Annotated in this window: 22 protein-coding genes; 6 read left to right on the forward strand and 16 right to left on the reverse strand. The window is 63.0% G+C overall.

What is annotated here, in order from left to right; genetic code table 11:
- Positions 1–183: 183 nt before the first annotated feature.
- Positions 184–1,143, reverse strand: coding sequence for a LysR family transcriptional regulator (locus FJ978_RS28805; protein WP_140576049.1), 960 nt, complete (start codon positions 1,141–1,143; stop codon positions 184–186).
- 22 nt (positions 1,144–1,165) lie between these two features.
- On the reverse strand, positions 1,166–2,071 hold the full coding sequence (locus FJ978_RS28810) for a S1C family serine protease (RefSeq protein ID WP_023780715.1): 906 nt from the start codon (positions 2,069–2,071) through the stop codon (positions 1,166–1,168).
- 428 nt (positions 2,072–2,499) lie between these two features.
- Here FJ978_RS28810 and yghU point away from each other — a divergent pair, with 428 nt between their 5' ends.
- Positions 2,500–3,366, forward strand: a complete 867-nt coding sequence (yghU, locus tag FJ978_RS28815; RefSeq protein WP_140576051.1) for a glutathione-dependent disulfide-bond oxidoreductase — start codon at positions 2,500–2,502, stop codon at positions 3,364–3,366.
- 116 nt (positions 3,367–3,482) lie between these two features.
- Here yghU and FJ978_RS28820 read toward each other — a convergent pair whose 3' ends face one another.
- Together FJ978_RS28820 and FJ978_RS28825 are read right to left on the reverse strand one after the other, a co-directional pair.
- Positions 3,483–3,785 carry a DUF1236 domain-containing protein gene (locus FJ978_RS28820; protein ID WP_013894334.1) on the reverse strand — a complete coding sequence of 101 codons (303 nt, stop codon included), beginning with the start codon at positions 3,783–3,785 and terminating at the stop codon, positions 3,483–3,485.
- Positions 3,786–4,382: 597 nt separating this feature from the next.
- The gene (locus FJ978_RS28825) at positions 4,383–4,601 is read right to left on the reverse strand and encodes an exopolysaccharide production repressor protein (RefSeq protein ID WP_246678221.1); all 219 of its coding nucleotides are present in this window, start codon (positions 4,599–4,601) and stop codon (positions 4,383–4,385) included.
- Between the two features lie 244 nt (positions 4,602–4,845).
- Here FJ978_RS28825 and FJ978_RS28830 point away from each other — a divergent pair, with 244 nt between their 5' ends.
- From FJ978_RS28830 to FJ978_RS32995, 4 genes are all read left to right on the forward strand, one after another.
- On the forward strand, positions 4,846–5,586 hold the full coding sequence (locus FJ978_RS28830; protein ID WP_013894332.1) for a sulfotransferase family protein: 741 nt from the start codon (positions 4,846–4,848) through the stop codon (positions 5,584–5,586).
- Between the two features lie 109 nt (positions 5,587–5,695).
- A complete protein-coding gene (locus tag FJ978_RS28835) occupies positions 5,696–5,983 on the forward strand; it encodes a hypothetical protein (protein WP_140576055.1) in 288 nt (95 codons plus the stop codon).
- A 1,374-nt stretch (positions 5,984–7,357) separates the two neighbouring features.
- Positions 7,358–7,456, forward strand: coding sequence for a putative RiPP precursor (locus FJ978_RS32990; protein ID WP_210160833.1), 99 nt, complete (start codon positions 7,358–7,360; stop codon positions 7,454–7,456).
- A 50-nt stretch (positions 7,457–7,506) separates the two neighbouring features.
- Positions 7,507–7,614 carry a putative RiPP precursor gene (locus FJ978_RS32995; protein ID WP_210241452.1) on the forward strand — a complete coding sequence of 36 codons (108 nt, stop codon included), beginning with the start codon at positions 7,507–7,509 and terminating at the stop codon, positions 7,612–7,614.
- A gap of 1 nt (position 7,615) precedes the next feature.
- On the opposite strand, the gene FJ978_RS28845 is transcribed toward FJ978_RS32995, so the two are convergent.
- The 8 genes from FJ978_RS28845 to FJ978_RS28885 all read right to left on the reverse strand — a co-directional run bounded on the left by FJ978_RS28845 (position 7,616) and on the right by FJ978_RS28885 (position 16,604).
- On the reverse strand, positions 7,616–8,809 hold the full coding sequence (locus tag FJ978_RS28845; RefSeq protein ID WP_140576057.1) for a hypothetical protein: 1,194 nt from the start codon (positions 8,807–8,809) through the stop codon (positions 7,616–7,618).
- Between the two features lie 140 nt (positions 8,810–8,949).
- The gene (locus tag FJ978_RS28850) at positions 8,950–9,720 is read right to left on the reverse strand and encodes an exodeoxyribonuclease III (RefSeq protein ID WP_140576058.1); all 771 of its coding nucleotides are present in this window, start codon (positions 9,718–9,720) and stop codon (positions 8,950–8,952) included.
- A gap of 427 nt (positions 9,721–10,147) precedes the next feature.
- Entirely contained in the window at positions 10,148–10,831 is a 684-nt protein-coding gene (locus FJ978_RS28855) for an alpha/beta fold hydrolase (RefSeq protein WP_140576060.1), read from the reverse strand.
- Positions 10,832–10,919: 88 nt separating this feature from the next.
- Positions 10,920–12,044: a tetratricopeptide repeat protein gene (locus FJ978_RS28860; RefSeq protein WP_140576061.1), complete on the reverse strand. Its 1,125-nt coding sequence runs from the start codon at positions 12,042–12,044 to the stop codon at positions 10,920–10,922.
- Positions 12,041–12,946, reverse strand: coding sequence for a Ku protein (locus FJ978_RS28865; RefSeq protein ID WP_140576063.1), 906 nt, complete (start codon positions 12,944–12,946; stop codon positions 12,041–12,043). Before FJ978_RS28865 ends, FJ978_RS28860 begins: the two co-directional genes overlap by 4 nt.
- A 419-nt stretch (positions 12,947–13,365) precedes the next feature.
- The gene (gene ligD / locus FJ978_RS28870) at positions 13,366–15,864 is read right to left on the reverse strand and encodes a DNA ligase D (protein ID WP_140576064.1); all 2,499 of its coding nucleotides are present in this window, start codon (positions 15,862–15,864) and stop codon (positions 13,366–13,368) included.
- A gap of 250 nt (positions 15,865–16,114) precedes the next feature.
- On the reverse strand, positions 16,115–16,339 hold the full coding sequence (locus FJ978_RS28880) for a hypothetical protein (RefSeq protein WP_140576101.1): 225 nt from the start codon (positions 16,337–16,339) through the stop codon (positions 16,115–16,117).
- Between the two features lie 61 nt (positions 16,340–16,400).
- Positions 16,401–16,604 carry a hypothetical protein gene (locus FJ978_RS28885; RefSeq protein WP_140576066.1) on the reverse strand — a complete coding sequence of 68 codons (204 nt, stop codon included), beginning with the start codon at positions 16,602–16,604 and terminating at the stop codon, positions 16,401–16,403.
- Between FJ978_RS28885 and FJ978_RS28890 the strand changes: the two genes are divergently transcribed.
- Positions 16,597–16,911, forward strand: coding sequence for an EthD family reductase (locus tag FJ978_RS28890; RefSeq protein WP_140576068.1), 315 nt, complete (start codon positions 16,597–16,599; stop codon positions 16,909–16,911). The two genes, FJ978_RS28885 and FJ978_RS28890, sit on opposite strands and share 8 nt — an antisense overlap.
- Positions 16,912–16,918: 7 nt before the next feature.
- On the opposite strand, the gene FJ978_RS28895 is transcribed toward FJ978_RS28890, so the two are convergent.
- Genes FJ978_RS28895 through FJ978_RS28910 form a run of 4 tightly spaced genes read right to left on the reverse strand, consistent with a single transcriptional unit; the run spans position 16,919 to position 21,874 of the window.
- Positions 16,919–18,142 (reverse strand): GNAT family N-acetyltransferase, encoded by a 1,224-nt coding sequence (locus FJ978_RS28895; protein WP_140576070.1) that lies wholly within the window; start codon positions 18,140–18,142, stop codon positions 16,919–16,921.
- 28 nt (positions 18,143–18,170) lie between these two features.
- Entirely contained in the window at positions 18,171–19,403 is a 1,233-nt protein-coding gene (locus FJ978_RS28900) for a GNAT family N-acetyltransferase (RefSeq protein WP_181180440.1), read from the reverse strand.
- A gap of 3 nt (positions 19,404–19,406) precedes the next feature.
- A complete protein-coding gene (locus FJ978_RS28905) occupies positions 19,407–20,708 on the reverse strand; it encodes a hypothetical protein (protein ID WP_181176878.1) in 1,302 nt (433 codons plus the stop codon).
- Positions 20,705–21,874 carry a glycosyltransferase gene (locus tag FJ978_RS28910; protein WP_140576073.1) on the reverse strand — a complete coding sequence of 390 codons (1,170 nt, stop codon included), beginning with the start codon at positions 21,872–21,874 and terminating at the stop codon, positions 20,705–20,707. Before FJ978_RS28910 ends, FJ978_RS28905 begins: the two co-directional genes overlap by 4 nt.
- Between the last annotated feature and the right edge of the window lie 304 nt (positions 21,875–22,178).

Here is a 22,178-nt window from a genome sequence, read left to right on the forward strand (position 1 = left end):
TGGTTAAAGCGGAGTCTTCCTCTCATTCGCCAGCTAAGGTCCAGCAAGCGATCGGGAACCATATTCCCTATCTGTCCTTGTGGCGAGGGTTGCGGCTTGGAATCTTCCGAATCACCGCACCTTCAATCCAACTCCGCAGCACGCGAAATGCTTTGGCAGATTTCGAACTAGCATGGCCCGACATCAGGAACTGTTTGCAAACAAGGCATTGGAGTGTTTCGTCGATTCAGCTCCTGAACGCTCAGTTGGCATAAGCGTATCGCGAGCGGCGGCAAGCAATTGCCGGAGCGCCGCCGGCTGGACGCGCCGGCGTCGCCAGATCATCGTCAGCGGCGCCGCCCGCGCCGAACCGGGCCATGGCAGTTCGACGATGTCGCCACGTGCGATCGCATCGCTGACAACAATGCGTGGAACGAGGCCGAAACCCGCGCCGGCGGCCACCAACCGCGCAATGACGCCGATGCTGCCGACTTCGGCGGCAATTTCTGGCGCATCGACACCCGCCTCGACAAAGGCAGTGTCGACCATGTGCCGGTAGATGCATCCGGGCTCGGTCGCCACGAACCGCAGTTTGGCGAGCGCGGCAATGTCGCCTGGGGCGGTGCCCTGCCCCGGAGCCGCGACCAGTACCAGCGGTTCGGCTATTATCGTACGCCTGGCGAAACGCTGATCGGAAGCGTCCTTCGCGAAATGGCGAGGCTCGAAGCAGAAGACGACATCGATATCGCCGTCCTCCAGCTGGCGCAGCAGCGCGCCGCTGCCTGCCACCTTCATCCGCACGATGATGCCGGGGTGGCGGGCCTGGAACCCGGGCAGCCACGGCGCCAGCCGAGCCGAGGCGATCGTCTCCAGCGCACCGACGGTCACCTGCCCGCTCGTCTGCCCGGCCGCCGCCTGCACAGCCGCACGCGCCTCTGCGTCGAGCCGCAACAGCTCTTCGGCGACGGGCTTCAACGCCAGTCCCGCCGGGGTCAGCTCCAGGCCGGCCTTCGAACGCGTGAACAAGGCAGCGCCAAGCTCGGCCTCGAGCGACTGGACCTGGTCGCTGACGCTCGACTGCGCGAGATGGACGGCCTCGGCGGCGCGTGTAACGTTGCGGGTTCGCGCCACGGCGAGAAAGGTCTTGAGCAGTCTTGGATGCATCGCCTGGCCGAAATGGTAAGGCCTACTGCAGCTGCGGCTTTTTCAGGAAACTGCCACGGTCGGCGGATTTGACGCGCAGCCAGGTCTCGCGGCCGTCGCGCACCACCCGCATCGGGATCTCGGCGCCCGCAGAGCCGCTGTCCCACAGCTTGCGATAGAAATCGGCGAGCCCATCGACCGCGCCGTCGCGAACCTCGGAGATGACGTCGCCCTCGCGCAGGCCGGCCTTGGCGGCCGGGCCGCCTTCGGTCACGCTCATCACCACCACCTGGCCGTCGCTTTCGGCCGACAGGGCGCCAAGCCAGGGCCGCGGCGGCTTGGCCACCTGGCCGCGCGTCAAGAGATCGTCGAGGATCGGCGGCAAAAGATCGATCGGCACGATCATGTTTATATCGGCGACCTCGCCGGCGCGGCTCATCTGCAGGCGCAACGAGCCGATGCCGAGCAGCGCGCCATCGGCTCCGAACAGCGGCGCACCGCCCCAGGACGGATGCGCGGGCGCGATGAAGATCGCCTCGTCGAGCAGATACTCCCAATAGCCGGCGAATTCCTGCTTGGTGACGATCCTGGCCTCGACAGCTCGGCCGATGCCGTCGGCAAGCACGACCGCATCGCCGATCCTGGCCTTGCCGGCGTCGCCCAGCGCCACCGCTGGCAGGCCGGTCGGCGCCAGCGCCTGGACCAGGCCGAAGCCCGATTCCTGGTCGTATGCCAGCGCATGCGCGGGGACGACACGGCCGTCATGCGTGGTCAGCCAGACCTCCTCGGCCTCGGTGATGAGATAGCCGATGGTCAGCACCAGCCCATCGTCGCGGATGACGACGCCGCTGCCTTCCCTGAGCGTGCCCAGCGCGCCCGCCGTGAAGGCGTCTTCCGGAACGGTGGCGCGCACGGCAACGACGGAGCGCGGATTGGGATTGGCGGTCATGATTTTGTCCTGCGATGCGAATGCCCTGGCGGCTTGTTCTATAGGTATGCCTTGGAGGGGATGGTGCAAGGGGTGAGAAGCGGTCCGCGCAGCGGACAAAAAGCCAATTGCCTGGCTTTTCGAGCTTCGAATGGTGAAGATCCGGTTCGCCTTCGGGCGGATCAAAGGTCCAATGGACCGTTTGAAGGGGCTGAACACCTGAAGAGCGGGGAGCCCGGATCAAAAGGTCCAGTGGACCTTTTGAAGGGGCTGAACACCTGAAGAGCTGTGAGCCTGCGAAGAGCGGGCCTCCGGGGAGAAGGAAGGAGCCGGCGCTCTATATTGACAATAGTTCAACGCAAGTTGAACTTCCCGCTCCGCAGCCCTAGCTGTAGGTGGATCCGCCCCCGATCCCGTTCTGTCTCCCCCATCACGCCACGAGGCCCGACATGACCGACTATACCCCGCCGAAAGTATGGACCTGGAACAAGCCGAGTGGCGGCGCCTTCGCCAGCATCAACCGGCCGATCGCCGGGCCGACGCATGACAAAGAGCTGCCCTTCGGCAAGCACCCGCTGCAGCTTTATTCGCTGGCGACGCCGAACGGCGTCAAGGTGACGGTCATGCTGGAGGAGCTTCTGGCGCGCGGCCACGAAGGCGCCGAATACGATGCATGGCTGATCCGCATCAACGATGGCGACCAGTTCGGCAGCGGTTTCGTCGAGGTCAACCCCAACTCCAAAATCCCGGCCTTGATGGATCGCAGCGGCGCCACGCCGGTGCGCGTCTTCGAATCCGGTTCGATCCTCGTCTATCTCGCCGAAAAGTTCGGCGAATTCCTGCCCACCGAACAGCCGGCGCGGGCGGAGGTGCTGTCCTGGCTGTTCTGGCAGATGGGCTCGGCGCCGTATCTGGGCGGCGGCTTCGGCCATTTCTACGCCTATGCGCCGGAAAAATTCGAATACGCCATCGACCGTTTCTCGATGGAGGTGAAGCGCCAGATGGACGTGCTCGACCGCCGGCTGGCCGAAACGGAGTATCTCGGCGGCAAGGATTACTCGATCGCCGACATGGCGGTTTGGCCCTGGTATGGCGGGCTGGCGCTTGGCCGCATGTACAATGATTCCGCCGAATTCCTCTCGGTGCACGAATACAAGCACGTGCAGCGCTGGGCGAAGGCGATCGACGAGCGGCCGGCGGTCAGGCGCGGCCGCATGGTCAACCGCGCCTTCGGCGAACCGGCTCTGCAGTTGCACGAGCGCCATGACGCCAGCGATTTCGACACGGAGACGCAGGACAAGCTCGCCGCCGAATAGGCGGCAAGGCCCGCTTCAAAAGAAAGCCCGCCACGAAGCCGCGGCGGGCTTTTCCCAAGAGTTGGGCCGGTATCAGTTAGTCGGTGTCGCACCCTCTTTCATGGCCAGGCCACGGATCAGTGCAGCACTTCGACGATTTCGCGCGTGTCGGGGTCGACCAGGACGGTCTGGTCGTTGATCACGGCGACGCGGTACCTGACGTTGGGTACCTCGCGCAATTCAACCCTGTCCGGCACAGGCGAGCCGAGCTTGAGCTCGACGCCCAAAAGGTTCACCGACGCCAGCGGCTCCTTCTTCACGTATTCGCGGACGACTGTCTCATCCTGTGGCTGCACGACGACGGTTTCCGCCAAGGCCGTGCCAATACCACCCATCAGGACGATCGCAGCAGCCGCACTCGTAGCAAGATAGTGTTTCATAACAAACCTCCATGGTTGGATATCTCAAACCCGCCCTGCAGGAAAACTCCGCCACCGTCGCGAGGTTCCATCTCGATTTTTGGAATAAATGCGCCATTCAGGCAAACTGATGAGAATTTCCGCCGTTGACAACATTGTGATTATATATGGATCACGCAGACCTCAGAGGTTATTTTCAGAGATTACATTTTTCGTGAAAAATATAAGCGAAAAATACTTTCACCGTGAAGCGCGCCGGGCCGTACTTCTTCACGGAGTGAATTCGATCTGGTCTGCCTATTGCCTTAGCTACAGCTAACGTGGAGCGCGCCGCGTCGTTCCCGGATACCCCTTCGCCGCACCCGAAAAAGGCCCGCCCTGCCGGGAGCAGGACGAGCCTTTAACGGCGCCGGCGGAGGTGGCAGCCTCACCGGTCACATCAGGGAAACGCCGGCTCTGGCACCTTGGTTCCAGCAATCGGACGGCGTGGCTGACGTTTGCCGTTCTCTCGCTGATGGCGCCCTTTGCCGGCTTGCCCTGTGCACGCGCGAATGGATGGGCCGGTAGCGAAAAGCACTCCTGATCCACCCGGACATCATCGATCCCGGATGTCGGCCTTCAGAACCAGACACCATCCCGATGCAGCGGCGGAACAGCGTTCACCGTATCCTCGCTTGTCGCGGCATGATGCGCGCGCCTGTAGATCAGCCGCACGACGAGCATGAAGTATCCAACCTGCAGGACAAGCAATGTCACGACCGTCCAGGCGAGTGCCTCCCAGAAAGAACCGGTGGCCAGATAGGTCCAGACCGCGATAACGACGGTCGTGACTGACATCCCTACGAGAAAATGTCCAAAATACATCGATCCCAAAATCGCTCAAACCGCCCCGGTTCAAACGACTCCCCTGCCTGAATTCCCATTACCCGCCCACAACGTTTCATTATTTTAGCGACTTCGCAACTATGTGATCGCCCGATCCGGAACAGCTCGCGAAATTTCTTGCGCGACCGCCCGGTCGGGAGCAATTTAATGCTCACGGACCGGGGTAATGGAGAAAACAAGTCCGAGGGATGGGGAAATGACGCTCAAACTGATCGGGGCCGGTTTCGGCCGCACTGGCACGTGGTCGACCTTTGCCGCGCTCAATAGGCTCGGCCTGCCTTCCTACCACATGCAGGAAGTAATCCTGAACAAGGCCAACAAAGGTCATCTCGATTTCTGGCGCAAGGTGGCCAACAGTGCGCCCGGCAGCCAGCACGACTGGAACCGTGTGTTCGCCAACTATACAGCCACCGTGGACAATCCCGGCTGCTGCGTGTGGAAGGAACTGATGGTTGCCTACCCCGATGCCAAGGTACTGCTGACGCTCCACCCGCGCGGCGCCGAAGCCTGGTACGAGAGCACGATCGACACAATCTACTTCACGGAGAATGTCTGGCAGTTCAAGATCCTGGAATGGCTGACGCCGTTCGGCCGGAAATTCGGCGATATGTCGAGGAAACTGGTGTGGGGTCGCACGCTGAACGGTGTAATGGAGGACCGCGCCAAGGCTGTGGCGCGCTACAACGCCTATGTCGAGGAGGTCATGGCAGCGGTGCCGCCGCAGAAGCTGCTGGTCTACAAGGTGACCGAAGGCTGGGCTCCGCTTTGCGAATTCCTCGGCGTGGCGCTGCCCAACGAGCCGTTCCCCAACCTCAACGACCGCGAGACGATCAAGAAGATCATCCGCGATATCGTCAAGGGCTCCTACATCATGCTGGGGCTGACGATCGCGGCGATCGTGGCGGTGGTCGCAGCGCTCTGGTGGTGGCTGGGCTGACGCGCAAGCCTTCGGTGGTCATTAGGCGCAACCCCTACCGCTATCAGGCGGGAACAAATGGCGGCACGCCGAGTTTCGCTTGCACTCCTTTCAAGGATTGGAGGCTGGCATGGCACCGCGCGAAAAACCACGCACCGACATGGAAGAAGACGGTCCCGAGGCCGATGGCCCGACCATCGAGCAGCAGGACTGGGACGCGGTCAAGGGCGGCCAGATCCTGCCTGACTCAGTGCCGGAAAATGGCGACATGCGCTACGGAACAGAGCAAGAGGGCGAACTGCCCGAGGAAGACGATGACAACGCCTATCAGGACAGCGACGACGCCCTCCCGGACGACGAGGAAGAAGCCGCGATCAGGCGTGATTTGAACCGCGAGGGAGGGTTCGACGAGACGTGAGCCGTGACTTGATCCGATCAGCCGTTGGTGATTTGCCGCGTCTCGACGACGTTGTTTTTCGCCTCGCAAGTGCCGGCAAAAAAGCTTCGTCGGCTATTTTTTTGACGCTTTCCTACCTCCGGCAGCGCCGCACCATTATATCTCGTTTGACTAAAATAGCGGAACGTCCAATGGACATTGCCGGAACCGAACAGGGCCCCTCGGACCTTTGCGTTCGGCCGTTAAGACCTTGGTCCTACAGGGAAACGCAAACGGCCGAATAAGGCCTCCTCCGGGAACATCTGGCCCTTGCCGCCGTTTTGCGGCGAGGTCTCCGGACCCGCCTCATCTCGGAGGAAACGAGCGGTGCCCCATCGGTCCATCATCATCAACACAGGCCACGGTCCGGGTACGGCGATTGCCGTATTGACGGTCGGATTGGTGGCGGTGGGGATTGTTTTCCTCATCCTGGGCGGGGCGCTCTATCTTGGCGAGCAGCCGTCCAGTCAACATGTTCTCTCTTCCGCGCCAGCCCGATCGATCCAGGCGGCCGACCGAGGGGCGAACCGATGAAGGGCGTGGCTTGTCGTCTCAGAACTTGCAGTTGATCTTACCGACGACGATTTTTTCCGTGTCGTGGTTGTCGACGAAGAAGCCAGGGCTTACGTCGCTTTCTGCCGCCGAACGATTGCTGGCGTCGCCATAGATAAGGCGACGGCCAACAGACGTCCACGCGCCGAAGCCAGATAGTCCTGCTTGGTCTCATGGCTCAAATGCAACAGGCAGGAAAAACTGTTTCGCGCCATTGCCCCGCGAAGCAGAGCGCTGAATCCGCGCCGCAGCTCCTGCCTATTCCGCTTTCGCGGAAGTTTCGAGCGCCCCGCAATGTGTCATGTTGCAGTCGCGGCGGTACGAGCCGCCCTGGTTGACGCGGACGCCCGAGCCATCCCAACAATGCGCCCCCCCGTCCGCGTCGGCCATGGCAAACGATTGGGACGCGATCACGACTTTCCTGCCAGCCGGCAAAAGCCAGCAATGGGCCGATATTCTGCCGGTCGGCCATTTCAATGCCAAGATACAAGATGCCGCGCGGCTGCCTCTACGGTCCATGTGTGCCCTGGTCCATCAATAGAATGCGTCATCCAGAGCCGCGTGCAATTGCACCCCCGATGGCAAAGCGAAAAACAACCTTGCGCGGGCCAGGCCTGCGCTGTCCTGCATCTCCGCCGCACGGCCGAACAGGGATGCGCCCTGTCCGACCAGATTATCAGTGACATCAACGCATCGCAAAAAATGGCGGGAAAGCCCCACGGCGGCGGCCTTCAGGCGAGCATGATTGACACCAGTCGGCGATGTGGCACACTTCTAGAGGGAATATTCTGGAGAGTACAAGCCTTGAAGAAGATTTATGAGCGGCCTGCTCTGGTCAAGAAAGGCAATTTGAAGTTGATCACCGCCTCGGTCAACGGCGGCGTGGTGGTTTCCGGGCGGTGACTTCGGAACGCATCTGATTTTTTGTGGCGAAATATTGGGGAGACGGAACCATGAAGAAGACCTACGCGCGGCCTGCTCTGATCAAGAAGGGCAATTTGAAACTGATCACGGCCGGGACTAACGGCACGGTCGTGACTTCGAACCCGGGCCCGCAATAGTTCAGCGCGTCAGCACCAGATCGTCCAGCACCATCTGCCAATGATGTTTCGTAGAAAGACGGACACGCGTTATTTTTCTGAGCATCGGGGCGTAGTGCAGCGGTGAAAGCGCCGACAGTGCCAGCTCATCGCTGGCCACCAGTTGCTCACCCAGCCAACACTCGATCAGCGCCATCTCCCCTTCCGATTTTAGCCATGCAGCGCTCAAAAGCACGGAGTGGAACCCGAACGGCGTCTCGCTCCAGAACTCGGCCGGGTAGCCGCTGCTGGTATAAGCCACGTGGTCGCCCGAGACATTGCCGTTGACATAGCCTTCGCTGCCCTTGGTGTGATCCTGCGCCATGGCGTTCAGGTTGCGCCATTGCAGCCCGGCATGGCCGCATGGGATCTTGCGGAAGCCTCGCCCGGTGACGTCGTCGAAGCCGATCGTGCGCAACGCCGACTTGCCAGGCAGCGTTTGCGGCGACATCAGCCCGAGATCGGTCGGATAGGGCGAAAGCGCAAGCTGCCGGTCGAGGCCGCCGCCGGCGATCACCACTGCGTCGGCCTCGTCGGCAAGCTCGAGCCGGAAGGCCGTGTCCGGCGCCAGCGCCCGCCTCTCCAGCTCTTGCCCGCTCGCCATCACCGACAGTGTCGCGGCGCCGTCCGCCGCCATCCTGCCGGCCAGGCTGCGCGGCGGCGCCAGGCCGACCGGCCTCGGCAGGTCCTGCGACACCAGACCGGTGGGCGAGCCCGGCTCCAGCCAGAAACGCTGCGATTGCGTCACGTTGGCACTGGGCGACCGCCATCCCGGTGGCACCGAAACCGAGAACCCGTAGGTGCCGGGTAAGCGGATCGCGGCATTGGCCGAAGATGTCGACATGGCAAAATTGGCAAAGCCAACGTTGTTTGTCCTGGCGGAAGCCACAAAGCCACCCTGCTCGTCGAACAGCCGCACCATGATACCGGCCATCGGCCGGTCGCCCACACCATATTTGCCGTCGCGGTCGACATCGAAATAGACAAAGGACGAGTAGTTGACGGTGCCGGTGCTGCGCCCCCAATCGCCGCGCACGGCATAATCGTTGGCCGGATCGGCCCGGCGAGCCGTGCGGCGACGGGACCGCGCTTGCCGCAACAGCCAGACGACGCAGGCCGCGACCGCGATGATGGCAGCGGCCGAGAGCATGATTTCGACGAGGCCGAAATCATGCATGGCAGATACGCTTCGGTCGGCGATTGCTGTCGATGTTCATGGACAACCCGGCTGCAAGAGTAGGCAACCTAGCTTGCGACACCGCCGCTGCACAGATGGTGCCGGCAGGGACGGCGTGGTGATGCCGCAAGGCGCGTGCTTCACTTCACCTCCACCCACACCGGCGCATGATCGCTGGCGCCGTCTTGGCCGCGCACGTCGCGGTCGATGCCGGCCCCTTTCAATCGGCGCGCCAGTGTCTTCGACAAGAGGATGTGATCCAGCCGCAGGCCCGCATCGCGCGGCCAGCGGTTCCGCCGGTAATCCCAGAACGTATAGAGCGTCTCATTCGGGCGCTTCTTGCGCAACGCATCGGTCCAGCCTTGCTCGAGAAGTGCGGCAAAGGCAGCCCGGCTTTCCGGCTGCACCAGCGCGTTGTCGTCATAGGAGCGGGTGGCGTAGATGTCGCGCGGCTCGGGCACGATGTTGTAGTCGCCGGCCAGCACCACAGGCAGGCCGGTGTCGATGAGTTGTTCGGCATGTGCGTTGAGCCGCTCGTGCCAGGCGAGTTTGTACTGAAATTTTGGTCCCGGCCGCGGATTGCCGTTCGGCGCGTAGAGGCAGGCAATGACGATGCCGTTCACCGCCGCCTCGATGTAGCGGCTCTGCTTGTCCCCATCATCGCCCGGCAAGGCATCGCGGGTCAGGATGGGCTCAGCGCCCCGCGCCAGGATGGCCACACCGTTCCAGGTCGGCTCGCCCTTCCACACCGCACCATAGCCGGCATCGGCAAGCACGGTGCGCGGAAACTGCATGTCGCGCGCCTTCAATTCCTGCAGGCAGACGACATCGGGTTTTGCGGCAGCCAGCCACGCCAGCAGGTTCTCGAGCCGGCTGTTGATGTTGTTGATGTTGAAGGTGGCGATCTTCATTGGGAATTTAAATGAGGTCGATGGGAACCCTTCATAAAAAGAATAATATCGGGGAAAATTAGAGCTTCAAAAAGAAGAATTATCGAATATACCGCAGATTCAAATACTCCGTATGACTTGTCGAACATGACAAATACCGATGATACCCCGATAAAATAAACCACAACAGAGAACCGCTTGAACCGAATTATCTGATTTGAATCAGACATAAACCAAAAATAATTCCTATATTCTTCTGAGTTATTCATTACAATATAAATGTATATAAGTGACAAAATGAATGATGCGTATTCGATAAATAGTAAATGACTTACGTCTAAATAGGACATCGCCGCAAGGAAGACGCAACATAAAATTAACAACGCCATTGCAAAGAAGGCGCTACCTGTTTGCAGCCTGCCTTTCCCATATACTATGTAGAGCAAAATTACCTCTTCTGATCTCTACCTGTACGAAAATCCGCTCGGTTAGCCAATGCGCGCGTCTCCCAATCCCTCACTGTCTCCGCCAGCGTCCTCAAATGATCGGCTGTCGAAAGTCCCGAAACACTCTTGCGCGGCTTCAGATCGTGGTCGCCATCCTCCAGCCAGACGACCTCGATGCTGTCGGAAAGCCCATAGCCCGCCACCTCGTCCGGCGTGCCGAACTCGTCGCGCGTGCCCTGGAAGATCAGCGTCGGTGTCTTCAGCCCGATGAGATGCTTTGTCCGCAACTGCTCGGGCTTGCCAGGCGGATGGAAGGGATAGCCGAGACAAACCAACCCGACGATCTCGCCCTTGGCGAACATCTCGTCGGCGACCATCGAGGCGACCCGCCCGCCCATCGACTTGCCGCCGATGATCAGCGGCCCAGTCACACCCCTGGCGCGAAGATCGGCGATCGCCTTGATGTATTCCGGGTTGACCGTCTCGGCGCGCGGCGGTGGCTTGCGATGACCGTAGCGGCGGGCCGCCATATAGTGGAACTCGAAGCGCACGACCTGGAAGCCAGCGGTGGCAAGAGCCTTGGCGGTGGCGGTCATCGAGGGAGAATCCATCGACGCGCCGGCGCCATGGGCGAGCAGGATGGTGACGGGGGCGGTGTCGTAGCCGTCGAAGAGGAAGCTGGTCATGGGGTCAGGTCCAGCGCGACGGCGACGCTGCCGATCTCCCCCGCAAGGGGGGGAGATTGGCTGCTATCGCGGCCTTCGCCAATCATGATCATCCCGCCGTCCGCGCCAGCTGCATATCCACGAACTGCACCCCCTTGGCCGCCACCCCAGCCCATTCCGACACCGCATCAAGCTCCAGATAGCGCACCCAGAGCCGCCGCGCTTCCAGCAGATTGCCGGCGTCGAATTCCAGCCGGGCGAGGTTGAACACCGGGTCGGCATAAGTCTTGTCGAGCGCGATCGCCTTCTGCAAATGCCTTCGCGCCGAGGCCTCGCGGCCCTGCTCGCTCATCAGCCCCGCGAGGTTAAACCAGGCTTCGACGAAGGCCGGGTCGAGTTTTATGGCCCGGGCGTAGTCATGTGCGGCCTCCGCCGCGTGGCCGCCGGCGCGCAGGCAGTTGGCGCGGTTGAAGGCAGCGATGGCATCGCTCGGGTCGATGGTGAGGCAGCGCTGGTAGAGCGCTGCAGCACCATCATGGTCGCCGCCCTCCTCCGCCATTTCGGCCTCGGTGAACAGTTCCTCCAGCATGTCGTCGCCACTGGCGGCAGCGCCGAGATCGAACAGCAACTGCCCGTCGAGTTCGCTCTGGCCGCCTTCGAGATAGATCGCGTCGGGTCGGCCGTGCTGTGAACCGACATTGAGCGACTTGGCGGTCAGCGAAGCGACCGGACCGGATCGGTGCACGGAGCGCGCGATCGCTCCCCAGGTCGCGCCGCCGGCCACCAGCCCGGCATATTTGCGCGCCAGGATCAGGTCGCGGAAGGAATAGGGTTCCGCATCATGCTCGAAGGCATCGAACAGCGAGAGCAGGTGAAGATCGGCGCCGGACAGCCTCGATTGCTCGATCAGCGATTGCCGCGACAGGGAAGATGCCTCCGGCGCCTTCATCAGCCCGAGCCGGCGCAGGAAACCGTTCTCGCTGAGAAGCATGCGCCCAGCCACGCGCTCGGCGGCGACACGGCGCTCGATCTCGGCATCGCCGCCTTTCGTCAATCCGGCCTTGGCAAGAAGTGTACGGCCAAACACGACATGCGTGGTGCGCCGGGTGATGCCGCGCCTGAGCTGGCCGTGCTGGCGCTCGACCTCGCGCGCGGCGAGCCGGAGCGGAAACGCCGCCAGCGCGCCAACGGTGCCGAAGACGGCGCCTGGAACCGAAACGGCGGGTGCCGTCATTTCTTGCTCTTGCCGACCGCCTTCAGCAGATTGGCCTTCAGCGGATTTTCGGCCGCACCGCCCGCTACCGCTTTCTTGGCGGCCGGCTTGGCGACTTCATCGGCCTTGCTCTTCGACTTGGCCGGCGGCTTCGACTGCGAAAGGCTGGCCTTCAGCGCATCCATCAGGTTGATGACATTGCCACGCTCGGGGGCTGCCGCGATGATCGGCTTGTGCCCTTTGAGCTTCTCGCGGATCATGCCCATCAGGGCGATCTCGTAGCGGTCCTCGTAATTCTTCGGATCGAAGGTGGTTTCCTTCTGCTTGATCAGCGCTTCGGCGAGCTCGAGCATTTCCGGGTCGGGCTTGCCCTCCGGGATATTGCCGAAATATTCAGCCGTGCCGCGCACTTCGTTCGGGTTCCTCAACGTGCACACGAACATGCCGTTCTCGCGCGCGCCAATCGTCACCACCCGCTCGCGGCTGGATAGAACCAGCCGCGCGATGGCGAGCTTGCCGGACTTGCGCATGGCTTCGCGCAGCACCGCGAAGGTTTCCTCCGCCATCGCGCCATCCGGCGCCAGATAATAGGGCGCATCCTGGTAGATGACATCGACCTCGTCCTCGTCGACAAAAGCCTCGATGTTCATCGTGTGGTTGGATTCGATCCTGACCGCATCGAGGTCGGCGTCATCGATGATGATGTACTGCTTGTCCTCGTACTCGTAACCCTTGACCAGGTCCGAGCGCTCGACGAGCCCCAGTTCCGGGTCGACCGGCTTCATGTTGATGCGGTTGTGGGTCTTCTTGTGCAGTTGGTTGAACGAGATGCGTTCGCTGGCACTGGTAGCGGGATACAGCCGCACCGGACAGCTCACCAGACTGAGCTTGAGATAACCCTTCCAACTTGCCCTGGGCGCCATGATACACTCCTACGCGGCCATGCACTGACAAAGAACTGCAGCGCTTTCCGTCCGAAGGACGGTTGGCGCCGTGGAAATCCTACACCGACCCCGCACGATACCGGCAAATCCCTGACGAAATCTTCCGGGACGTCTTTGAGGTCGTTGGGGAGAGAATAATTCAAATTGTCGGAACCGTCGATGGACTGGGCGAAACCATGCTCTGCTGGAGGGACAGCACCCCCCTCTGCCCTGCCGGGCATCTCCCCCGCAAGGGGGGAGATTGGATGTCGCGAATGCCTTCGCCAATCTCCAACATTGAAAAACTGGCACTACCGGCGACGCTGCCGATCTCCCTCCTTGCGGGGGAGATGGCCGGCAGGCCAGAGGGGGGTGTGAAGGATCGCGACGCTTCTGACCTGCGCTCCTAGCTAGCAGCACTACCTTACCGGCTGGAACACCGGCAAATCCCGCGCGAACTCCTCGATCTCCGCCCAGGGATCACCCGACGTCTCCAACAACCCCGGCAGCGAGGAATAGTTCAGGTCCTGCGGCGCATCGATCGCCTCCAGGTCGCCCCAGCTCACCGGCGTCGAGGCCGGCAGGTTGGTGCGTGCCCGCAGCGAATAGGGGGCAGCGGAGGTGTGGCCGCGCGCGTTGCGGTGGTAGTCGATGAAGATGCGCTTCTTGCGGTTCTCCTTGCCCATGGTGGTGGTGAAGGTGTCGGGCGCCGTCGCCGCCAGATGGGTCGAGATGGCGCTGGTTGCCTGGTGCAGCTTCTTCCAGTTCTGCTTGCGCGTCACCGGAACCGTGATGTGGATGCCGTTGCCGCCCGACGTCTTGGCGAAGGGCACCAGTCCCAGCCGCTCCAGTTCGCCCTTGATGTGGACGGCGGCCTCGACCACCTCGCGCCAAGAAATCCCCTCGCCCGGGTCGAGGTCGAAGACGATCTGGTCGGGTCTGTCGAGATTGGTGCGATGCGTGCCCCAGGTGTGGAACTCGACGACGCCGAACTGCGCCAGCGCGAGGTAGCCCTTGGCGCCTTCGACCGAGAGGTAGGATTTCGTCTCGCCCTCGGAATTGGTCGCCTCGAACGTCGCCACCGAAGGCGGCATGCCGGTGAAGGCGTGGCGCTGGAAGAAACAGTCCTTGGGCAGGCCGGTCGGGCAGCGCACCAGCGACACCGGGCGGCCGAGAATATGCGGCAGCATGAAGTCGCCGACCAGCGCGTAGTAGACGGCGATGTCGAGCTTGGTCGGCCCGGTCTTGCCGAACAGCCGCCGGGTCGGGTTGGTCACCCAGATGGTGGCGAGGTCCGCCTCCGAGATCAGCCGTTTGCGCTTGGCCGAAACCGGCGTCGACAGGCCGACATCCCGCAGGCCTCGGAACACCGCGTGGCGCAGCGCATTGTCTGATGTGCGGTTGGCATAGTGGATGTGGGCCGAGAACAACGGCTTCACCCAGTTCATCTCGCGCATGATCTCGCGCGGCACGCCTTCCGGCGCGGTCGCGCCCAAGGTCAGCGGCTCCAGCCGGGCGAGCAAGTCGGCGGCGGTTTCGGCATCGAAACCGGTACCGACCTTGCCGCGATAATGCAGTTCGCCATCCTCGAATTCGGCAAGGCCAAGCGCGGCGAGCCCCTCGGCCGCGTCGGATATGGTGAAGCCGGCGATGACGAAATCGCCGGTCAACCGCGCCTTGGTCTTGGTCCAGCTCTTGGTGCGGCCGCTCTGGTAGGTTGCGGTCGCCCGCTTCGAGACCACGCCTTCCAGTCCGAGCTCCGAAGCCTGGTCGTAAAGCCCCTGCCCCGAACCTTCGACATGGTCGGAGAACTGGATGGCGGAGTTGGCGCCCAGCCCGCCGAGCAGTTCGGCCAGCAGCGCCTTGCGCCGAAGGAGCGGCGCCTTCATCAGGTCCCAGCCATCGAGATGCAGGAGATCGAAGGCATAGAAATGCAGCTTGCTGCCGGCGCCCTCGGCCAGCGCATCCTGTAGCAGCGCGAAGCGGCTGATACCTCGGCCATCGAGCACGACGATCTCGCCGTCGATGATGGCCTCGCGGCAGGGCAGTTTGGCAAAGGCATGCGGAAGATCGCCATAGCGCTTCGTCCAGTCGAGGCCCGCGCGGGTCATCAATCTCACCGCTCCGTCGGTGAGATGCGCCATGGTGCGATAGCCGTCGAACTTGATCTCGTGCAGCCAGAGCTCGTTTGTGTTCTCGGCGAGGCCCTCGCCGCCCGGCGGCTTCGGCACCTGTGTCGCCAGTTGCGGCTCGATGCGGCTCAGCGCCCGCGCCTTGACCGCGCCGGGCAGCGTGGCCGGCTTCAGCGACCCGGGCTTGGGCGCGGATCTGGCCGCCGGTTTCGCGGCCGCCGCCAGCTCCTCGATGCGCAATCCGGATTTCACGCTTTCCGGCCGCGCTTCCAAAATGTCGAGTGCGGTATCGGAGGCAAGGTCGCGCTCCTTGAACAGCAGCCAGTTTTTCTTGTTCTCATCCTCGCCGGGCTTGGGCTTCAGCCTGGTCAGCATCCAGCCGCCATTGAGCTTTTCGCCGGCCAGCCGGAACTTGAAGGCGCCTGTCCCGAGGCTCTTCTCGACATCGTCCATCGGCGCCCAGGTGCCGGTATCCCAGACGATCATCGGCCCGCCGCCATACTCGCCCTCGGGGATGACGCCCTCGAAGTCGATATATTCGAGCGGATGGTCCTCGGTCTCGACGGCCAGCCTTTTGTCGGCGGGGTTGAGCGAGGGTCCGCGCGGCACCGCCCAGCTCTTCAGCACATCGCCGACCTGCAGCCTGAGATCGTAATGGTCAGCGGTGGCGTGATGCTTGTGGACGACGAAGCGGTTGCCGTGAGCGGTGATCAGCCCGCCCGCCGGCTCCGGCGTCTTGGAGAACTCGCGCTTGGCGCGATAGGGTTGGAGCTTGGGGGGAGGCATGTCAAAAGCCGAGCCTGGCGAAAACCAACAACCGCCTCGTTCCTTCGCGCCCCCCTCTGCCCTGCCGGGCATCTCCCCCTCTAGGGGGGAGATCGAACTTCACGCCGGCCTTCGCGAATGTCAGACGTTGAAGGAATAGCGCGGTGGGTGAAATCGCCAATCTCCCCCCTAGAGGGGGAGATGTCCGGCAGGACAGAGGGGGGCGCCGTAGAGCGCTACGTTTGCACCACTCGCGATTGTTCACTTGGCCTCAATCGTCAGCAGCCGGCGTCAGCTCGAGCTCGGCCGGGGTCAATCCTTGCTGCAGCTGGCTCAGCCGGAACTCATCCACCCAATAGGCCTCGCCGTCGACCAGCACGCGCGCCTGGTAGGCGCCGTCTGAAAAGCTCTGCGCGGTGATGTAGACCTTGTGGCGGTCGAGCGCCTTGCGCACCGCGGCGCGCTTGGCATTCTGGCCGATGACGGGACTGAACATGACGCTGCCCTCGGTCGCCCTGACACGCAACACGACCGCTCCCGCGGCCCGGCGACTGGCCTCAAGGATGACGGAGACGCACCGTCCTGTCAATTTCGCGCAGCTCAGCAGAGTTTTCCCAGGCTTTTGAAGAGCTCTGGGCATCGGCCTGAATCAAAACATGAGACCGTGTCGAAATCCGTTCCCCAGGAACGACATTGGTTACGGCGGCGATGAACATCGCGGCGCCGAGCACGCCAGACAATGGGAGCACCACAATGGCCAAGATGCTTGTCATCTACAAAACCCCCGCCGATCCGGCGGCCTTCGACCGGCATTATTTCGACATCCACGTGCCGCTGGCCAAGCAGCTTCCCGGCTTACAACGCTACGAGATCAGCCGGCGGCCGATCGTGAATGTCCTGCAGGGCGAGGTGCCCTACATCGTGGCGACGCTTTATTTCGACAGCCTGGAGGCCATCCGCTCGGCCTTTGCCAGCGAGACCGGCAAGGCCTGTGCGGCGGACCGGCGCAAATTCGCCGGCGACGACGATCTCGCGGCGATGCTGCTTTTCGATACCGAGCCGCTGTGAACTGGCTTCAGTCCTTCAACCGCCGCAAACGGCGCATCGCGCCCTGCACGGCCTTGAACAGCCCTGGCCGGGAGCGGATGAAAAGCTCGGTCTTCCCGCGCAGCCTGATATAGGCGGTCGAGCCACTGCCCCGCAGCGTAATCGGCACGCACAGCTCGGCCAGCACCGAACTCGACGCGCCGACATGCTGCTTGTAGCTCTGGCCGCCGACCGACAGGTCGAAATAGTCGAGCCCTCGCGCGCATCCCCACATCATCAGCTTGCCGATCATGGTCAGGCCCGGCGCAGCGTTGGCGACCGCGTCCTGATCGATCCCGAGCAGAAGGGCGTGCATGGTGCCCTTCATGATCAGCGCGTACATGACGGCGAGATAGTCTTGACCGACACGCAGCCCGAAGACCCGCACTGATCCGTCGGTCAGGCCCCGCAGGGCCGCGTCGCGGTAGAAGTCGACGACCGGCGCCTGGGTCAGGAGGTCGAAACGCCCGAGCTCGCGAAACCGTTTCAGTCGCAGTTCTAGGAGTTGGTCGAAGAGTTCCTGCGTCAGCGCCGGCGTGTCGGCCTCGACCAGGGCGAGCCCGCCCATTTGTTCGAAGCGGCGGCAATGCTTGTGGAAATTCTTGGCGAAGGACGATTTGCAGATGCGCTTGATCAGCGTCTCCGGTTCGCCGTGAAGGACGAGGCCCGAGGCGATCTGGATCGAGTCGCGCGCCACCGAAAGCAGCGCCAGCGGATTGGCGACGCCGTGGATCTGCTGCGGGATGCCCGCGATGTGGATGCGGTCCGCCGGCGGCAACACCGAGCGGATAGTGGCCCAGGCTGTATCGGCGCCCTGCGTGGTCCATTGTCTCTTATCCGCCAGCAGCGGTGCCGAATAATCGCATACGCCGCAGCTCAGCCATTCGATCACAGTGTGGCCGAGTGCCCGGCGCCGCATCAGCGGCAGCAGCATGGCAGGCGCGCCGGTGGCCGCATCGTTGACTTCGACGACGAGCAGCTCGGCGCCCTTGGGCATCAGCCGTTTGGCGATCCCTTCCACCCAGGCAAGGCTCTGGTGGCCAGTACACAGGCCATGCGCCTCAACGAGCAGCCATAGCAGCCTTACCGTGTCGAAGCTGGTATGCAGCCGGGCCGTAAAGCGCTGGGTTGCAGCACCACCGGCGACAGTCGGGGAAGGCGGGCCATTGGACAAATCCGCTGTCGGAGCCGTTCGCATCGCGTAGCTTGCCACATGCTTCTCCTGTCATTGCGGCTCGCTATCAGGATCCCCCACGCAAACGCCGCAAGCCTCGCATCAGTCCCTGGGCCACCTTGAGCAGCCCTGGGTTGGAGCGCACGAAGGCCTCGGCCCGGTTGCGGAACTCGATGGCAGCGCCCGCGACACTGCCACGCATCGTAACCCCCTGGCGAAGCTCGGCCAGCACCGAACCCTTGGCGCCCATATGTCCCTTGTAGCCCTGGTTGCCGACCGACAGGTCGAAATAATCGAACCGCCGCTCGCGCGCCCAGCCTATCAGCCTGCCCATGATCAAGAGGCCAGGTGAGACGTTGGGAACCGCATTCTGGTCTATCGCTATCAGCAAAGCGTGAACAGTGCCTTGATGAACGACCAGATATTGAGCGGCGATCAGAGCCTCGCCAACACGCAGCCCGAACAGCCGCACCGATCCGTCAGACAGGCCCTGCAGGGCGGCTTTTCGATAGAAATCGACAACCGGCTCCTGCGTCAGCAGGTCGAAACGGCCCATTTCGCGAAAGCGGTTGAGCCGCATCCGGACCAGACCGTCGAAGATGAGCTCGACCAGGGCGGGTGTGTCGGCCTCGACAAACTCCAGGCCGCCGAGCCGTTCGAGCCGGCGCCAGTCCTTGCCGAATTCCTTGACGAAGGATGGCCTGCACAAGCGCTTGAGGACGGTTTCCGGGTCGCCGTCGATGGCGAGCCCATAAGTGGTCTGCATGGAATCGCGCGTGGCCGCGAGCAAGGCCAGTGGATTGGCGACGCCGTCGATCCGCCGCGGAATTCCCATGATGTTGACGCGGTCCGCCGGCGGCAGCACAGAGCGCACCGCTGCCCACGCGGCCTGCGCGGATTGTGCGGTCCACGCGCTCGCATCGGCCAGCAGCGGCGCCGAATAGTCGCAGACGCCGCAGCTCAGCCACTCGATCACCCGATGGCGGAAGGCTGGCCGCAGCATCAGCGGCACCAGCATCAAGGGCGCGCCGGTCACCGCATTGTTCACTTCGACGATGAGCGCCTCCGCGCCGGCCGGCATCAGCCGCGCCACGATCCCCTCGACCCAGGCAAAATGCTGGTGGGCGGTGCAGACACCATCCGCCTGGAAGCGCAGCCAGAGCGGTCTGACCGCCTCCAGGCTTGTGTGCAATCGCGCCGTGTAGGCGTCGTTCGCAGGGACAGCAGCGGGTTGGGAGACCTGTCCGTCGGGCAGGCCGTCCACCGCAGCAATTTGCACTGCCTCGCCTGTCAAATCCATCTCCTACCGCTTTGCCGCGGCGAACGGGACCGCTCGCCGCCACGTGCCCGGCCGGCTGTTGCGCTGCTGGTCTGGGTGCTCGATGTTCCACATGCGATGACGCACGAAATACCATGATGCCACGAGCACGAATGTCTCCGAGATCGCGGAACCCGCCAGCGACCAAGGCGGAGAGGCTATGGCCAGCAGGATCGCGATCAGCGCCAGGCCGACGATCGCGCCGCCCGTCGTGATGAACGCGACGATGCGGAAATCGCCGAGGATCTCGAGCACGATGCGGGGCATTATGTAGAGCATGATCGGGACAAAATTCGCGATCACGAACACTCCGATGAAGCCCACCGAGGCATCCTGTAGGGCTTGGGATTTTATCATCGGCAAGACCGCCATGATGGCGCACCCATAAACCAGGCCGCCGAGCCCCATGACGAGCGACCAGATTTTTGCCTGCGCCCAGACACGGGCCGTTTCGTTGTTCCGCATCAGCTTCGCCAGCTCCGGCTGCGTCATGTTCACGAAGGCAAGACTGATGATGCGCAGCGGGGCAAACAGCACCAGGACCGCCGCCAGCGGAGCATAGGCTGCAGGCCCGGCAATGCCGGCGACCAACAGCGCCAGGCATTGGCCCTGGATGTTGGTGGTGGTGGCGCTGAAACCCGACCACCTCAGCTGGGGCCAGAGCCTGGCATAACGCCGCCGCGTCGGCATGCGGAAGCTGATGCGGATCGTGCGGCGCGCCAGCCGAACCAGGACGACGATGCCAAACACATTCGCCGCGGCGAGAGCATAGAACACCGTCTGCAGCGCGCCCTGGGCGAACCAGATGGTGAACCCGGTCAGGACGGTGCCGGCGATGGTGAAGGCGGCGTCGCTGATGGAGACGACCACCTGCTGGCGACGGGCGAAGAATGCCGTGCGCATGTGGCTGCGCAACGACCATGCGCCGACAAAGCAGCCGGCGGCGATGCCGCTCGGATCGCCCAGGAGGCGCATCAGGATCGCGGTGCCAACGGCCATCAGCAGCGCCACCACCACCGCCGCCGTCCCGAAGGCGACATCATGGGCGTCGACGCCGGCGCTGTTGGTGCTTTTGCTCATCCAGATCGAGGCGGGAACTGCGGTGAGCGATCTGATGTAGGACAGGCCGACGCCGCCCATCACCATGCCAATGGCGAACAGGCCGTAGCCTTGTGCCGACAGCATGTGCAGCAGCGTCAGGTTGAGGGCAAAGTGAAAGCCGCTCTGCATCGCCTCGCCGCCGACCATCAGCACGAGGCGCCGCACCAGATGGCCCGGGAATCTCACGATCGTGTCTCCGCCTGACGACTGCTTGCCGCCTTGCCCGGCCTTGCCATGGTCGCCTTCAGCTTGTCGGCGGCGATCGCCGCGATCGCGGCCGCCGCGACCGGTTCGCTGAAGACCGCCTCGTAGCGCGCGCGGCCTGCGGCGATAAAACCGCGCCAGGCCTCGGGGGTAAGGATGATCTCCTGCAATTTCCTCGACAGCGCCGCTGCGTCGCCTGGCGGCACATGCCAGCCGGTCTCGCCGTCGCTGACCACCTCGACCAGTCCACCGATCGCCGACACCAGCGGCGGCCGGCCATAGGCCATCGCCTCGATGGCGACACGGCCCAGCGATTCGGGGCGTCGGGACGGCACGGTGACGATGTCGGCCCAGCGGTAGTGCTCCGAAGGGTCCGGTATGAAAGGCAGGACACTGACACGCCCGGTCAGGCCCATGCTGCCGACCAGTTCGGCCAAGGCGCGCTCGCGCTCGACGCTTTCGAAGGCGCCGCCGACCAGCCGCACTTCGATCCTCGACTTGAGCTCCGCCGGCATCGAGGCGATCGCCTCGAGCAGCACTTCCTGGCCCTTGATCCGGTTGATGCGGCCAAGCAGCAACACCCGCAGCGGGCGCTTGCCGTCATAGGTCATCGCTTCGGCCGCCGGCGGGCCGGCAACGCCGTTGTAGACGACATGCGAGCGCGCGGATTTGGGCTCACCGAATGCGGCGCGGGTTGCGCGCGAGTTGAAGATGAGATCGGCATGGCTCCAGTGCATCAGGCCGACGAGGATCCGGCGCATGGCGCCTTCGGGAATTTCATGGATATGCAGCACCGCCTTGCTGGGCAGGAAGCGGGCGGCCAACGCGTAATCGGCGACGATCGAGGTGTTGACGTAGGTGAGATCGCAATTCCTGAGCCGCCGCCATGCCCGCAGCACGGCAACCGGCAGTCGTGCCATCTCGACGGTGGCAAGGCGCGCGATGGCCTGGCGCCTCAGCACCCATAGCGGCTCGAAGACGATGCGGCTGGCATGCGGTTCGAGGATCCCTAGAATCGGGCCGCTGCGCGGCAGCACGACTTCGATGTCGGCGGACGGAAATGCCGCGCGCAACGCAGCGACGCTCTCCGCGAAGCTGCGGTCTGAACCATAGAGTTCATATCCCTGATGAACGCAGGCAATCCGCATCTTTGTATCCCGCCAGGTGCTGCACCATCGCATTGACTGACGGCGTGCAGAAACCGCTACGCAAAAATCATGCCTGGCTTGATCTGCCCGGCCGCCGGCCAACCAACCATTGCACTGCCTCGTTTCGATGCAGCTACGCACAGAAGGGTTGACCGAGAATGAAACAATCACCGGTCCAACACTGTTTTTTTACAACCCGGAGCGATGATCACCTGCCCAAACGCGAAGATTGTGGGATGGCACGGAAGTTGCCGGTCTCTAATTATTAATGCAGCAATTGCTAATATAAAGAACCTCTCTGAAA

Source organism: Mesorhizobium sp. B1-1-7 (genome assembly GCF_006442705.1).
GTDB classification, from domain to species: Bacteria; Pseudomonadota; Alphaproteobacteria; order Rhizobiales; family Rhizobiaceae; genus Mesorhizobium; species Mesorhizobium opportunistum.